The sequence below is a fragment of the Stenotrophobium rhamnosiphilum genome (assembly GCF_003052265.1).
In the GTDB taxonomy this organism is placed as follows: domain Bacteria; phylum Pseudomonadota; class Gammaproteobacteria; order Nevskiales; family Nevskiaceae; genus Stenotrophobium; species Stenotrophobium rhamnosiphilum.
In genome coordinates this window covers 494,466-508,281 of record NZ_QANS01000001.1, presented here as the reverse complement: position 1 = coordinate 508,281, position 13,816 = coordinate 494,466, and the positions used below count along the sequence as shown (strand labels likewise).

The following is a 13,816-nucleotide window of genomic DNA, read 5'->3' as shown; positions in this document are numbered from 1 at the left end:
GAACTGCGCGCGCGTAACGGGGCTGCCTCAGTCATGAGATCCGAGCCTCCATCGCGGCCACAATCCGCCCATCTGCAGCGTTTGAGCATTGCGGCGGCCGAAGAATTACGCAAAACCGTCCGCAGCACGCTTAAAGAACTCTTCGGCAATTTCATGCCGCAGTTCATTGCTGCCGTGAAACACGCCGCCGACAAAGCGCTGAACCCGACTGAAGCACAAGGCTTTCAGGTACTGACGCGCGCACTGAATGATCGCCGCGAGCTCTGGATCGAGTCGTTTGTACAACACATCGATGCCCACCTCACCGGCGGCACCCTGCCCCAGCGTCAAGCGCGTGGCGGTCAGACAACGACCAACGATGACTCGATTGCCGTTGCCAATATCGAGCTGCGCGCTGAGGCGCGTTTTCACAAGCTGGTGACTGAGCTGGATGCTCGCGTTAATCGCTTGCGCCTGATGCTCTATGTTCCGATTTACACCAAGGCGCTGGCCCCTGCTGGCCTGTGCCGCGCGCTGCAAGACACCGCAGACGAATTGCAGTGGCCCGGCCGCAACCGCGCGCTGCTGTTTACCAAATTTGATGAGTTCTTCATCGCGGGCCTTGAAGAAGGCCTGTATCGCTCGCTGATCGCTGCTTTAACGCGCATCGGCATCGAGACCGCAAAGTCTGCGGCCGATCAGGACGAGCTCAAAGTTCAAGCCGCACCACCGCGCCAGCGCAAGCCGGCGACGTCGATGCAGGCGCCAGAAGATATGACGCACATGGACTCCGAGACGGTGTCGATGTTGCAGTCTTATGCGCTCAAATCAGATGGCGAGGGCTACACCGATGGCCTGCTCGCTGCCGACTTGTTGGCACTGGCTGAACAACGCCCTCTGCCCGGTATGGCACAGGGACAAAGCTGGATTCCCCTGCAGCGTATTGCGCTGGCGGGACACTTTCTCAACGAAGCGATTGGCGACACCATCGTGCCGGACTCGATGCTCCCTGAGCACGAATCCATGCGTTATCCCTTGATGAAATCAGCGCTGACAGATGAAACGCTATTCACCGCTGCCGCTGCGCATCCGCTGGCCAACATGATCAATGAGATGTTGCTGAAGTCGGCAACCTCACGCGTTACCGGCAATGCTGAAACGCGTCGAATTGCGGACCTGCTGCAACAGGTGCTGGTGCAGTTCAATCTGTCGCCAGAATTTGTTCGCTTGTCGATGCAGAACGCCGAGCCGATTCAAGAAACGCAGGTTCAGCGCTTCTTTGAACTGCAACGCCAGCAGGCACAGCAGCGTCGTGATTTTGTGATCAGTGAAGCGCGCCGCGTCGTCGCTAATCAGCTTGAGCGTCTCACCTTTGGTCGCGATACACCTGCGCCAGCTATCACCTTCCTCAACGTTGCATGGGGCCCACTGCTGACCAAGCGCTTGCTGCAACATGGAGCGGGTCATCCCTTGTGGCACGCTGGCGTCACGCTGATGGAACAGTTGCTGGACGAACTGGATATGCGCGAGCCTGAGGAAGTGAAGACGACTGAGTGGCAAGATCTGACCAACGCGATGATCAAAGCATTGATCGCCGAAGGCTTGTCGCAAGAAAAGCTCAAGATCGCTTTAGGCAGCCTTGAGCTTTCACGCAAAACACCGCGAAATTCGCTTTAAAGAAACTTCGGCACACCCAACTTGAGACCCTTGCCCGGCAAGGCCATCAACGTTGAGGTGCCATGCGCAATCAGTTCGCCTCCGGCATCAAACACACTGGCTTCGGTGTAGCTGATCACGCGACCTGCGCGCAGGCATTTGCCGACAGCGCGCAGCTTTCCGCTCGACACCGCTTTGAGATAGTTGAGCTTGAGATCGACGTTGACCAAACCAACGTCGTCCGGCAATCGCAGAAATCCTGCCCAGAACGTTGCCGTATCAATCAACGTGGCGAGCACGCCACCGTGAATGATGCCGAAGGGCTGAAGATGCTTTTCGCCCAGCGTGACGCCGATGATGCAGCTATCGAAATCAATCTCATCCAGCGACATGCCAATCAGCGCAGGATATGGCGCGGTAAGCACGCTTTCCTTCAGGGCACGGATATAGTCAGGGTTAGGCGTCATAGCATTTTCCACGTGTAAGTGATGACACAATTTTAGCTTTAACGACGAGATAAGCATCATCCCCTCTCGCGGAGGATCACAGATGGAATCAGCAACAAGCAACTTCGATGTGGATGCGCACGTACAGCGCATACATCGCGACGGTTACACCATCATCGAAGACTTCCTCTCAACCGAAGATTTGTGCGAGGTGCGCGCAGGCTTGACGCCGTATCTAAATACGCACGCAGGCCGCAATAATTTCGAAGGTTATAAAACTGAGCGCGTCTATACGCTCGTTGCACGCGGCAAGATTTTTGAGAAGCTCACTGAAGAACCACGGGCGCTTGCGCTGCTCGATAAGTTTTTACAGCCGGGTTACTTACTCACCGCAAGTCAGGCGATCTGCATTCACCCCGGCGAAACACCACAGCCGTTACATGCAGACGATATGTTCTATCGCGTTCCGCGCCCTCGCCCATCAATCAGTATTTCCACCATCGTCGCCGTAGATGCTTTTACTGCGGAGAACGGTGGCACTGAGATTTTGCCCGGTAGTCATGCATGGAGTGATGCCGATGTTGCAGGTGTTTACGATGGCCTTGATCACGACACCGTGGCGCAGCAAGCGTTGCTCAAACAACTGATACCTGTACGCATGCCGGCTGGTGCTTGCGTGGTGTTTGCGGGAACGTTGCTGCATCGCGGTGGCGCGAATGTTGGCAACTCGCCTCGTCTAGCGTTCTCGAATCAATATTGCGAACCATGGGCGCGTACGCAGGAGAATTTCTTTCTTGGCGTGCCGCCGCAACTCGCGCGTGAGATGTCGCCCCGCGTACAGCAATTGCTCGGCTACAGCATCTGGCCACCGTTCATGGGACAGGTCACTGCGCGCCACCCAATGAAAGCGCTAGACGCGGATTGGATTGCGCCCGTACTCAACAACAAGCTGTAAGCGCTGGCCTCGTACATCAGGCAAAATCAGCCGCAGTAAAACTTCATTCAGGGAAGGCTTCTCATGTCGAAATGGATCAAACGATTGCTGGTCACGGTGGTTATTCTGGCTGGCGCTTATTACACGCTGGTCGTCTACAGCCCTAGCGCAGGCACGCAGTACAGCATCGACATTGCCAAGGTTCGTGCGCTGGCCAACTCCATCCCCGGCGATAAGCCTCTGGAAATTCGCTACGAACACATTATGGATTTTCGCTTTGCCGAAGCGATGGTCGTCGCAGGCGATCCGTGGAAGTGGACACCAATTTCGGTCTATTCATGGCAACTGGTTTACCCAGACAACACCGTGATTGTTGATGCCGCAATGAATCGCGAAATCGCCGAGCCTGAAGCGTTGGTGCCGATGTATAGCGACAGCACTTATCTGCGCATGCAACAAGCGCTGGAGAAAGCCTCGCAAATCGTCATCACGCACGAGCATATGGATCACATCGGCGGACTCGCTGCACATCCACACCTTGCTGCCTTGCTGCCTGCGCTCAAGCTCACTGAAGAACAGTTCAACAATCGCAAAGGCATGGAGCCTTCTGTGTTGCCTGAAGATGTGGTGAAGGATTACAAGCCAATTAAATACGACGGCATGATGGCGCTCGCCCCAGGCGTAGTGTTGATCAAATCTCCCGGCCACACGCCGGGCAGCCAGATGGTTTATGTGCAGCGTGCGGATGGTCGTGAGCTGTTGCTACTCGGCGATGTCAGCTGGCATATGCGCAATATCGAACTCGTACGCGAACGTCCTTTATTCATGACGCTGGTAATTGGCGAGAACCGCAGTCAGGTCGTTGGCGAATTCCAAGCGCTGCATGATCTGCAGAAGGCTGAGCCCACGCTCAAGCTGGTGCCGGGACATGACGGCGCAGTGGTGAGAGAACTGCTCTCAGAAGGATTGGTCACTCCGGGTTTCAAACTATGACGCTACAGGCGTGGCAGCAAGAGATTCTGACGTCGGTCGAAACCCATCCACTCCATCGCATGATGGGCGTGGAGAAAATTGAATCAGGCAATGGCCTTGCCACCATCGCGTTTACCGTAGGCGAGATGAGCGTCAATGCGCGCGGTGCGTTTCATGGCGGCGTCGCTTATACGATCTGCGACATGGCCTGCTATTCAGCGCTGCTTGGTGTTTTGGTCGAAGGTGAAAATGCGGCGACACATGATATTCATGTCTCGCTGATTCGCGCCGCCATGCGCGGTGATCGCATTGTCACCACTGGCAAGGTCATCAAGCGTGGGCGCAGCGTGGGGTTTATGGAAGCTGAGATGCACTGCAATGACGAACTGATTGCACGTGCCACGGTAACTAAATCAATCTTGCGCTCTCGTAGCTAGAGCGCGCTGCGCTAGAGGCCGTCGCGGCCCGGCGCTAAAGACAACAGTCGATCTGAAATTTGCTGGCTACAACCGCGTCCAAATGCCGCGGTGTAGCCACCGCAGTTACGCTCATCTTTCAGATTGGAAGCGCCCGCCCACTGGTACCCTTCTTCATACGTGGCGCAATAACGCACGCAAGGATTCACCACCGGCGGCACGCTTGCGCAGCCTGCCAACAAGCTAGATGCCAATAGAATGATGCGAAGTTTCATATAGCCAGAAAACCTGAACACGCGGATGTAGAGCTTTGTAGCAAGCTTGGCAGTGATTAGGAAGCTGCCAAGCCCCTAAGAAAAGTAAAGCTCAACTGTTGAGCACCGCGGCATGGTGCGCCAGATGATCAGCGATGAACGTCTGGATAAAGTAATACCCATGGTCATAGCCCTCATGCCGACGCAGCGTCAGCGCTTGGCCGGAGAGTTCAGCCGCAGCTTCCAGTGATTCTGGCGCCAATTGCTGTTCGAGAAACTGATCGCCCAGCCCTTGGTCAATCAGGATCGAGCTGGGATACTTTTTATTACGCATCAACTCGCTCGCGTCCCAGGCTTTCCAAGCTTCGCGGTCATCGCCGAGATAGCGCGAGAACGCCTTTTCACCCCAAGGCACAGCGCAAGGATTGGAGATCGGCGCGAACGCCGATAGCGAATGCCAACGACCGGGATTTCGCAGCGCGTTCACTAATGCGCCATGCCCGCCCATGCTGTGACCAAACAGACCGCGGCGATCTTTGCGTGCAGAAAAATTTTCTTCGATCAACGCAGGCAGTTCTTCATTGACGTAAGTGCCCATGCGGTAATTAGTTGCCCACGGTTCTTGGGTCGCATCAAGATAAAAACCTGCTCCGACACCGAAATCCCAAGACTCGCTATCACCCGGAATATTGAGGCCACGCGGTGAGGTATCGCAGGTGACGATCATTAAGCCCAATTCTGCAGCCAAGCGCTGCGCACCAGCTTTAATGGCGAAGGTTTCTTCCGTGCAGGTCAGGCCCGCAAGGAAATATACGGCGGGCACTGTATGCGTTTGCGCCTGTGGTGGTACGAACACGGCGAAGCGCATCTCGATGCCAGTGCTTGTGCTCAGGTGGCTATAAAAGCCTTGCGTACCGCCGAAGCAAGCGTGCGTACTGCGCGTCGTAATGGCGGACATCAATACACCACGACGCTGCGAATGCTCTCGCCGCGCGTCATCAAATCGAAGCCTTCGTTGATTTGATCCAGCGTGAGTTTGTGCGTGATGAGTTCGTCGATGTTGATCTTCTTGTCCATATACCAATCAACAATCTTTGGCACATCGGTACGGCCGCGCGCACCGCCGAAGGCCGAACCTTGCCAGCGACGACCCGTGACAAGCTGGAATGGACGCGTTGCAATTTCTTTACCCGCTTCGGCCACACCGATCACGGTGGAGACGCCCCAACCCTTGTGGCAGCACTCAAGTGCTTGGCGCATGAGGTTCACATTGCCGACGCATTCAAAGCTGTAATCCGCGCCGCCCTTGGTCAGTTCAACCAAGTGCGCAACCAGATCGCCGTCAATATTTTTCGGATTCACAAAATGCGTCATGCCGAATTGGCGTGCGAGTTTTTCGCGTTCTGGATTGAGATCAACGCCGACAATCATATTGGCGCCAACCAGTTTCAAACCCTGAATGACGTTGAGGCCGATTCCGCCGAGACCAAACACAACGCAGTTGGTGCCTGCTTCAACCTTGGCGGTGAAGATCACCGCGCCGATACCGGTGGTGACGCCGCAGCCGATGTAGCAAACCTTGTCGAACGGTGCATCTTCACGAATTTTTGCCAACGCGATTTCCGGTAGCACGGTGTAGTTGGAGAACGTCGAGCAGCCCATGTAATGCAGGATCGGCTGGCCATTGAATGAGAAGCGGCTGCTGCCATCCGGCATCAAACCCCTCCCCTGCGTCGTGCGGATTTTCTGGCAGAGATTGGTTTTTGGATTGAGGCAGTACTCACACTCGCGGCATTCCGGCGTGTAGAGCGGGATGACGTGATCGCCTTTCTTCAGTGATTTAACGCCGGGGCCAACATCAACAACGATGCCCGCACCTTCGTGGCCGAGAATCGCTGGGAATATGCCTTCTGGGTCCACGCCGCTGAGTGTGTATTTGTCAGTGTGGCAAAGGCCAGTCGCTTTGATTTCCACCAATACCTCACCCTCGCGCGGCCCAGCCAGATCAACGGTTTCGATGGACAGTGGCTGTCCAGCAGCAAAGGCAACGGCGGCGCGAGTTTTCATGAGCGGGCTCAAACGGAATATTTGGGGGCCTGATTCTAACCGTGAGTGCGCCTGTTATCTCGTCCTCAGTGATGAGGCTGGCCGCCTCGGGTAACGGCATATTCGCTTCCATCAAAATATAGAAACTCGGGGAGTTCAGTAAATGGCAAGCAAGGCATCAGCACTTGGCCTGATCACGGTCGCCTATGTCGTCTGTATCGCAGCCGGTTGGGCTGCTTTAGTAAACTTGGATATCGCTGCACCGTGGGACGCATTTGTTGCGGACGTGGTGGCGACGGTTGTTATTTTTGGCTTCAGCCTCGCATTCAAAAATTCCAGTTTCTACGACGCTTACTGGAGCGTGATTCCACCGTTGCTCGCAATGTGGTGGTTTGAACATCACGCACCGGGCATTGACCCCACGCGCGCGTATCTGGTGATTGGATTGGTTTGGCTGTGGGCGATTCGCCTGACTGCTAACTGGGCGACGTTCTGGGAAGGCCTGAGCCACGAAGATTGGCGCTATCCGCTGGTACGTAGCCGCGCTGGCAAGTATGGCGTGCTCGCTGATTTTGGCGGCATTCACCTGTTCCCAACCATTCAGGTCTTTCTTGGCTGCTTACCGATCTACGCCGTGATGACACGCGGTACCGCGCCACTGGGTTGGCTGGATGTCGTTGCCACCATCGTCACGTTTGGCGCGATTGCGATTGAGATGATTGCGGATCTTCAGCTTCACGCCTTTATCAAAACGCGTAAGCCCGGCACCTTCATCACCAGCGGCTTGTGGGCTTGGTCACGTCACCCGAACTATTTCGGCGAAGTCAGCTTCTGGGTGGGACTGATGTTGTTTGGTCTCGCCGCTGCGCCTGATCAATGGTGGTGGGTTTGCTCGGGTGCCGCTGCAATGGCCCTGATGTTCCAGTTCGCCAGCATTCCGTTAATGGACGAGCGCAGCGCTGAGCGTCGCCCGGCTTATCGCGAACACATGAAGAAGGTTTCTGCGCTGGTGCCTTGGCCACCTAAGCGTTAAGTCGTTCCTGCGTCGCTGGGCTCATTTAATGGGCCCAGCGCACGCAATATTCACGCAGTAAATGCCGCCAATTTGCTACCGTACCTGCCCTTTTGAACAAATTCTTTGGGCACTTCCATGGCACGCAATGTTTTGATCACCGGCGGTAACAGCGGCATCGGCTACGAAATGGCTTTGGCGCTAGCCAAACAAGGTGATCGCGTGATCATCGCCGCACGTAGCGAATCCAAATCGCAAGAAGCGATCAGCAACATCAAGGCCGCTTATCCCGCAGCGCAGATTGAATCGCTGCCACTGGATCTGGCCGACTTCAGCAACGTCGATCAATTCACCAAAACACTGCTGGCGACGATGCCGGTCATTGACGTACTGATCCTCAACGCGGGTCTCTACACCCTGAAACTCAGCACGCTGGCCAACGGCTACGAGTCGATGATGGGGATCATGCACTTCGGTCACTTCCGCCTTGCGCGTCATCTGCTGGATGCAGTGAAAGCCGCTAGTGCGGGCCGCATTGTCGTCACCAGCTCAATGATTCATAACTTGGGCAAAATCGACGAAGCGAGTTTCAAAGATCCTTCGCGTCACAGCACGGGTTTGCATTCTTATGGGCAGGCCAAGCTGGCCAATTTGCTGTTCACGCGCGAACTGGCCCGTCGACTCAAGAACACCAAGGTCAGAGTCAATGCCTTCCATCCAGGCGCAGTTGCCACTGGCATCTATCGTCAGGTTCCGGGCTTTTTGCAGCCTTTGATCCGACTCACCATGCTGACCCCAGCACAAGGCGCCGACACCGCGGTATGGCTCGCAACGTCACCAGAATTGGCCGATGTCAGCGGTGAGTATTTCATTGGTCGGAAGCGGAAAACCGGCAGCAAATTGAGCCGAAATACCGATCTGGCCAAGCATCTGTGGCAGCTCAGCGAAGCGGCCATGTAGGCAGCCGCCAGCAGCCCTGATAAGCTAATTTTGAGAACGATTTCCCGTTTTTAGCCGTTCTCTAGCTAGATGGGCTGTTTTTTAAGGCTTTTGTCTGCCTCAAAATGCAGTGAAACGCAAGACCCATCCAAAGGAAGAATACTTGCGTAAATGAGCCCAATCTTCAGGCTCCCTGCGGTGTATCCGCGTGTGCGTGGTTAGCAGCAGGCTCAAATAAATTATGAGCGCTCTGGAGGCGAATTCGTTATGACGTCCAACCCTACTCCCATCAACCTGAAGATGCTGCTGGAGTCACAGACTCTTAAGCGCGCACCATTCCCCGTCCCTGTGGGCTGGTACTTCATTGATTATTCCGAAAACCTGAAAGCTGGCGAGCTTCGCAACATTTCGGTCTTCGACCAGGAATGGGTGCTGTTCCGTAGCGAATCAGGCGACAAGGTCGGCGTGACCGATCCTTACTGCCCTCACCTTGGCGCGCACATCGGCCACGGCGGCAAGGTTTGCGGCGACAACGTTCGTTGCCCGTTCCACCACTGGGAATACGACACCGATGGCATGTGCAAAGCCATCCCTTACGCCAAGGTAATGCCACCCATCACCAAGAAGCAGGCAATTCTGCGCACGCTTCCTACGGTTGAGAAGTACGGCATGATTTGGTCGTGGTTCCATCCGCTCTGCGAAGCACCACATTGGGAAATGCCTTACATCCCAGAAATCGAAGACGCTACCGGCTACACCGGTTCACGTCGCGGCAGCTGGACCGCCAACACCTGCATTCAGGAAATTGCTGAAAACGGCGTTGACGTTGCTCACTTGAAGTTCCTGCACAACGCACCGGGCATTCCACCTGTTTCTGCTGCCTATGACGGCAACCAGATGCGCCTCGACATCGGCAACGGCTACATCGTTGGCGACATGTTCGGCCCTGGCTTGAACGTGATGCGCTTCAACCAGAAAGATCCTGTTACCGAAAAAGTCATCACCGCAACGATGATCTCGTACTCGGTGCCAGTGACCCACGACACCACGCAGATGAACATGTCGTTCCGTCATGTTGATTACGCAGAAGGCAGCCCAGAACTGGCATTCACCAAGAAGCAGATCGATCACATGATCGGCGCTGCTGAAGGCGAAGAAAGCGCCGGCTTTGAAAGCGTCGACTTCATCGTTTGGAACAACAAGCGTTATCGCCCTAACCCGCTGCTCTGCGACGGTGACGGCCCGATCTTCCCGTTCCGTAACTGGTTCAAGCGCTTCTACGTTGATGCTGATCTGTCTAAGATCTAAATCAGCAAGCGTTTCGTAGTTCATAATGCCGCCGGTTCAAAACCGGCGGCATTTTTCACTTTTAAAGATTTAGTTGGAGAAGATGTAATGGCAGAAATTCGCGTAACCGAGCGCAACGGCGAAGCACGCACCATCAGCGCTGACAGCGGCCGTCCATTAATGGAAGCGCTGCGCGATGCCAATTTCAATCTGCAAGGCACCTGCGGCGGCGCCATGTCCTGCGGCACCTGCCACGTTTACATCAAGCAAGATTGGAACGATAAGCTGCCTGCCAAGAGCGAAGACGAGCAGATGATGCTCGAAGCAATTGCAGATCTGGTTGAAGTGCGCCCAACCTCGCGCTTGTCTTGCCAGATCGAACTCAGCGATGCGCTGAGTGGCATTGAAGTTGAGATTGCGCCAGAAGTTTAAGAACTGTATTACCCCTCTCTCCTGCTAGCAGGAGAGAGGATTCTTCAAGCAGCTACTCATCAAACTCCGCTGCTTCGCGTCCACGCTGACGCCGCTCTGCTTCATCACGCGCTTCATCAATCTGCGCCAGCACGCTATCAACGTCTGCTGATTCTGCCGCATGTTCGAAGCGGCCAGTGAGCACGCTATCGGGCTTGAGCTCGCTGCATTGATACAACTTCCAAATCTCGTAGGCGTATTCGGTATCGCGCAGCTCGGGTGCTGAGCGACTGAAGTACTCCGTCATGTTGTTCACATCACGCAGCAGCATGCGGAAGGCGTTGTTGTTGCTTGAAGCGTCAACAGCCTGCGGCAAATCGATGACGACCGGGCCTTCGGCGCCAAGCAATACGTTGAACTCTGACAAGTCGCCGTGAATCAACCCTGCGCAAAGCATGCGCACGATCTGGTTCATCATGAAGGCGTGCCAGAGGATGGCTTCTTCTTTGGTGACATCAACATCGTTGAGGCGCGGCGCGGAGTTGCCGTTGTCATCAACGATCAGTTCCATAATCAGCACGCCATCAAAGAATCCGTGCGGCTTGGGTACACGCACGCCAGCGGCGTCGAGGCGGTATAGCGCGTCGACTTCAGCGCTCTTCCAAGCCAGTTCCTGCTTGCGGCGACCGTGCTTACTGCGCTTGCCCATGGCTCGTGCATCGCGGCTGCCGCGCACTTTGCGACCTTCCTGATATTCCGCCAGCTTCTGAAAACCGCGGTTGATCGCCTCTTTATAGACCTTGGCGCAGCGGATGTGCTCGCCGCAGGCCACTACGTAAACCGATGCTTCTTTGCCACTTTTGAGCGGGCGAATCACTTCGTCGACGATGCCATCGTCGACCAGCGGCTCAAGTCCTATAGGTGTTTTCATCCGCCATTGTGAACGATCCGCGGGGATGACTGCAGTTAAGTGTGAATATCCGTGAAAAGGCTGGCACACGGGGCCGTCTAGGGCGATAATGCGAATCAATGACAATTGCGAAAGATCCCACCACTGCGCCCAGCGCCAGCTTGCTGACACTGGCCTATAACGAGCAGGCCTTAGTACGTGCGGTGCAAGCCACGAGCTTGCACGACCCTATCGCCCGTCGCTTGCGTGAACTCGGATTTGTTCCGGGCGAGCCCGTGCGCATCGTGGCCAAAGGCCCGGTCGGCGCTGATCCATTGCTAATTCAAATTGGTTTCACTCGATTTGCCCTGCGCCGCGCTGAAGCCGCGCGCGTGTTGGTGGAGACTGCACTGTGAGCGCTGTGAGCACCGCGGATACCTTGCGCATCGCCCTCGTTGGCAATCCCAACTGTGGCAAAACTGCTCTGTTTAATCGCCTGACAGGCTCACGCCAAAAGGTCGCGAACTACGCTGGGGTCACGGTAGAGCGTAAAGAAGGTCGCTTCGCCGATTCCAATGGCCGCAATGTGCAAGTGCTCGATCTGCCTGGCGCTTACAGCCTCGCCGCAACAAGTCCTGACGAAGCCATCACCCGCGACGTCTGCATGGGAAAATTCCCTGGCGAAGCAAAACCCGACTTGCTGGTCTGCGTCGTCGACGCCACCAACCTGCGTCTGCACTTACGTTTTGTGCTGGAAGTACAACGTCTCGGTCTGCCGATGATTGTTGCTCTCAACTGCTCAGACCTCGCACAACGTCGCGGCATCACCATTGATCGTGCGCGTCTGCAAAAAGAACTCGGCATGCCGATTGTTGAAACCATCGCCGTGCGCGCTGGCGGCACGCAAACACTCGTGCAGCAACTAAGTCTCGCCAAACCTGCGCCACCGCCTGCGTTGCCAGACGGCAGCGATCTGCACGCCATCGTTAATCGCATGCTCAGCAACTCCGTCACCATGCCAACGCGCACCGCCGCGGTTGATGACGCACTTGATCGCGTGTTGCTACACCCCGTGTTTGGCCTCGCCATTCTTACGGCGGTGATGTTCTTAATGTTCCAAGCCGTGTTCTCTTGGGCAACGCCACTGATGGACGGCATTGATGCTGGCGTTACTGCCACCAGTTCCTTCATCAGCAACCTGATGCCTGACGGCATTCTGCGCAGCTTGATCGTCGACGGCATCATCGCTGGCGTAGGCAGCGTGGTGATTTTCCTTCCGCAGATTCTGATTCTGTTTTTGTTCATTCTCGCTTTGGAAGAAAGTGGTTACCTGCCACGCGCAGCGTTCTTGCTTGATCGCTTCATGGTCGGCGCAGGTCTCACGGGTCGTTCATTCATTCCCTTGCTGTCGAGTTTTGCCTGCGCAATTCCGGGCATCATGGCCACGCGCAGCATTCAAGATCCGCGTGATCGCATCGCAACGATTCTGGTTGCACCGCTGATGACGTGCTCGGCGCGCTTGCCGGTGTATGCATTGCTGATCGCTGCATTTATCCCAGCTAAAACCGTGTGGGGCATTTTCAGCCTGCAAGGTCTGGTGATGTTCGCGCTGTATTTCGCTGGCATCGTTTCCGCACTCGCTGTCGCAACCGTGATGAAGATGTGGAGCGGCAATCGCGCTGAACACACACTGATGCTGGAGTTGCCGAGCTATCGTTTGCCAAGCCCGATGAACCTCGCACTCGGCCTATGGGAACGCGCTGCTATTTTCTTGAGCCGCGTCGGTACCATCATTCTCACGCTGACGATTGTGTTGTGGGCGCTGTCGAGCTTCCCTGCACCGCCTGCTGGCGCAACGGGTCCGGCGATTGAATACAGCCTTGCTGGCCAGATTGGTCTCGCCATGCAGTCGATATTTGCGCCGATTGGTTTCAATTGGCAGATCTGCATCGCGCTCATTCCCGGCCTCGCTGCACGTGAAGTAGCCGTGAGCGCACTCGCAACGGTTTACGCTCTCTCTTCAACCAGCGGCGACGCTGAGTCGGCGCTGCTGCCTCTCATCACCGCACAGTGGTCACTGGCAACCGCGCTGTCACTGCTAGCTTGGTATGTGTTTGCTCCGCAATGTCTTTCCACCCTCGCAACGATTCGTCGCGAAACTTTGTCATGGAAAATTGTCGCGATTTCAGCAGGCTATCTGTTTGGCTTGGCCTATCTGGCCTCGTTCATCACCTATCGCGTCGCATTGGCGCTATCGTAGGGACATGACGCTCTATCACGCATTCGAAATTCTTCTGGTTGGCACCGTTGTTGGCGCCTGCTCAGTTTCGGTTGCGCGTCGTTATCTCCCCGCCCTGCGCGAATGGATGCATCTGGGCCCGGTAGACGCAAAGCCCACAGCCAATTGCGGTAGTAGCGGCTGCGATGGCTGCTCGCCGAGCAAGCAAGCTCATCATCATTGAGCGCTAGCCGTCTTCCACGGCTTTGGCGACTTCACCTTAAGTTTTTCCGGCCAATGTTCTGCCTTGGCGTTTGCGTCAACTTCCCTGCATGATCGAAAGAATATCCGGGGAGA

16 protein-coding genes are annotated in these 13,816 nt (G+C 55.6%); 11 read left to right on the top strand and 5 right to left on the bottom strand.

Features of this window, described 5'->3' with window-relative positions:
• Positions 1-33 precede the first annotated feature (33 nt).
• Entirely contained in the window at positions 34-1,656 is a 1,623-nt protein-coding gene (locus tag CJD38_RS02375) for a DUF1631 family protein (RefSeq protein WP_107938687.1), read from the top strand.
• Here the strand turns inward: CJD38_RS02375 and CJD38_RS02370 are convergent.
• A complete protein-coding gene (locus tag CJD38_RS02370) occupies positions 1,653-2,102 on the bottom strand; it encodes a PaaI family thioesterase (protein ID WP_107939001.1) in 450 nt (149 codons plus the stop codon). The two genes, CJD38_RS02375 and CJD38_RS02370, sit on opposite strands and share 4 nt — an antisense overlap.
• Positions 2,103-2,184: 82 nt before the next feature.
• On the opposite strand from CJD38_RS02370, the gene CJD38_RS02365 reads away from it, so the two are divergent.
• The 3 genes from CJD38_RS02365 to CJD38_RS02355 all read left to right on the top strand — a co-directional run bounded on the left by CJD38_RS02365 (position 2,185) and on the right by CJD38_RS02355 (position 4,424).
• The gene (locus CJD38_RS02365) at positions 2,185-3,036 is read left to right on the top strand and encodes a phytanoyl-CoA dioxygenase family protein (RefSeq protein ID WP_107938686.1); all 852 of its coding nucleotides are present in this window, start codon (positions 2,185-2,187) and stop codon (positions 3,034-3,036) included.
• Positions 3,037-3,099: 63 nt separating this feature from the next.
• A complete protein-coding gene (locus CJD38_RS02360; protein WP_107938685.1) occupies positions 3,100-4,008 on the top strand; it encodes an MBL fold metallo-hydrolase in 909 nt (302 codons plus the stop codon).
• Positions 4,005-4,424 carry a PaaI family thioesterase gene (locus CJD38_RS02355; protein WP_107938684.1) on the top strand — a complete coding sequence of 140 codons (420 nt, stop codon included), beginning with the start codon at positions 4,005-4,007 and terminating at the stop codon, positions 4,422-4,424. Before CJD38_RS02360 ends, CJD38_RS02355 begins: the two co-directional genes overlap by 4 nt.
• A gap of 11 nt (positions 4,425-4,435) precedes the next feature.
• On the opposite strand, the gene CJD38_RS02350 is transcribed toward CJD38_RS02355, so the two are convergent.
• The 3 genes from CJD38_RS02350 to CJD38_RS02340 form a co-directional block, all read right to left on the bottom strand.
• Entirely contained in the window at positions 4,436-4,678 is a 243-nt protein-coding gene (locus CJD38_RS02350) for a hypothetical protein (protein ID WP_107938683.1), read from the bottom strand.
• Between the two features lie 91 nt (positions 4,679-4,769).
• Positions 4,770-5,615 carry an S-formylglutathione hydrolase gene (fghA, locus tag CJD38_RS02345; RefSeq protein WP_206362854.1) on the bottom strand — a complete coding sequence of 282 codons (846 nt, stop codon included), beginning with the start codon at positions 5,613-5,615 and terminating at the stop codon, positions 4,770-4,772.
• The gene (locus CJD38_RS02340) at positions 5,615-6,724 is read right to left on the bottom strand and encodes an S-(hydroxymethyl)glutathione dehydrogenase/class III alcohol dehydrogenase (protein ID WP_107938681.1); all 1,110 of its coding nucleotides are present in this window, start codon (positions 6,722-6,724) and stop codon (positions 5,615-5,617) included. The genes fghA and CJD38_RS02340 overlap by 1 nt, the downstream gene beginning before the upstream one ends.
• Before the next feature lie 142 nt (positions 6,725-6,866).
• Here CJD38_RS02340 and CJD38_RS02335 point away from each other — a divergent pair, with 142 nt between their 5' ends.
• The 4 genes from CJD38_RS02335 (at position 6,867) to CJD38_RS02320 (ending at position 10,373) form a co-directional block, all read left to right on the top strand.
• Complete coding sequence (locus tag CJD38_RS02335) at positions 6,867-7,736, top strand: DUF1295 domain-containing protein (protein WP_107938680.1); 870 nt, start codon at positions 6,867-6,869, stop codon at positions 7,734-7,736.
• A 117-nt stretch (positions 7,737-7,853) separates the two neighbouring features.
• On the top strand, positions 7,854-8,675 hold the full coding sequence (locus CJD38_RS02330; protein WP_107938679.1) for an SDR family oxidoreductase: 822 nt from the start codon (positions 7,854-7,856) through the stop codon (positions 8,673-8,675).
• A gap of 246 nt (positions 8,676-8,921) precedes the next feature.
• Complete coding sequence (locus tag CJD38_RS02325; RefSeq protein WP_107938678.1) at positions 8,922-9,962, top strand: Rieske 2Fe-2S domain-containing protein; 1,041 nt, start codon at positions 8,922-8,924, stop codon at positions 9,960-9,962.
• Positions 9,963-10,049: 87 nt separating this feature from the next.
• Positions 10,050-10,373, top strand: a complete 324-nt coding sequence (locus CJD38_RS02320; RefSeq protein WP_107938677.1) for a 2Fe-2S iron-sulfur cluster-binding protein — start codon at positions 10,050-10,052, stop codon at positions 10,371-10,373.
• A gap of 52 nt (positions 10,374-10,425) precedes the next feature.
• On the opposite strand, the gene CJD38_RS02315 is transcribed toward CJD38_RS02320, so the two are convergent.
• Positions 10,426-11,283 carry a PA4780 family RIO1-like protein kinase gene (locus tag CJD38_RS02315; RefSeq protein ID WP_107938676.1) on the bottom strand — a complete coding sequence of 286 codons (858 nt, stop codon included), beginning with the start codon at positions 11,281-11,283 and terminating at the stop codon, positions 10,426-10,428.
• Between the two features lie 98 nt (positions 11,284-11,381).
• On the opposite strand from CJD38_RS02315, the gene CJD38_RS02310 reads away from it, so the two are divergent.
• From CJD38_RS02310 to CJD38_RS02300, 3 genes are read left to right on the top strand one after another with little or no spacing between them, the layout of a single operon-like run.
• The gene (locus CJD38_RS02310) at positions 11,382-11,657 is read left to right on the top strand and encodes a FeoA family protein (protein ID WP_107938675.1); all 276 of its coding nucleotides are present in this window, start codon (positions 11,382-11,384) and stop codon (positions 11,655-11,657) included.
• Positions 11,654-13,501 (top strand): ferrous iron transporter B, encoded by a 1,848-nt coding sequence (gene feoB / locus CJD38_RS02305; RefSeq protein WP_107938674.1) that lies wholly within the window; start codon positions 11,654-11,656, stop codon positions 13,499-13,501. The genes CJD38_RS02310 and feoB overlap by 4 nt, the downstream gene beginning before the upstream one ends.
• A 4-nt stretch (positions 13,502-13,505) precedes the next feature.
• Complete coding sequence (locus CJD38_RS02300) at positions 13,506-13,703, top strand: hypothetical protein (RefSeq protein ID WP_107938673.1); 198 nt, start codon at positions 13,506-13,508, stop codon at positions 13,701-13,703.
• Positions 13,704-13,816 lie beyond the last annotated feature (113 nt).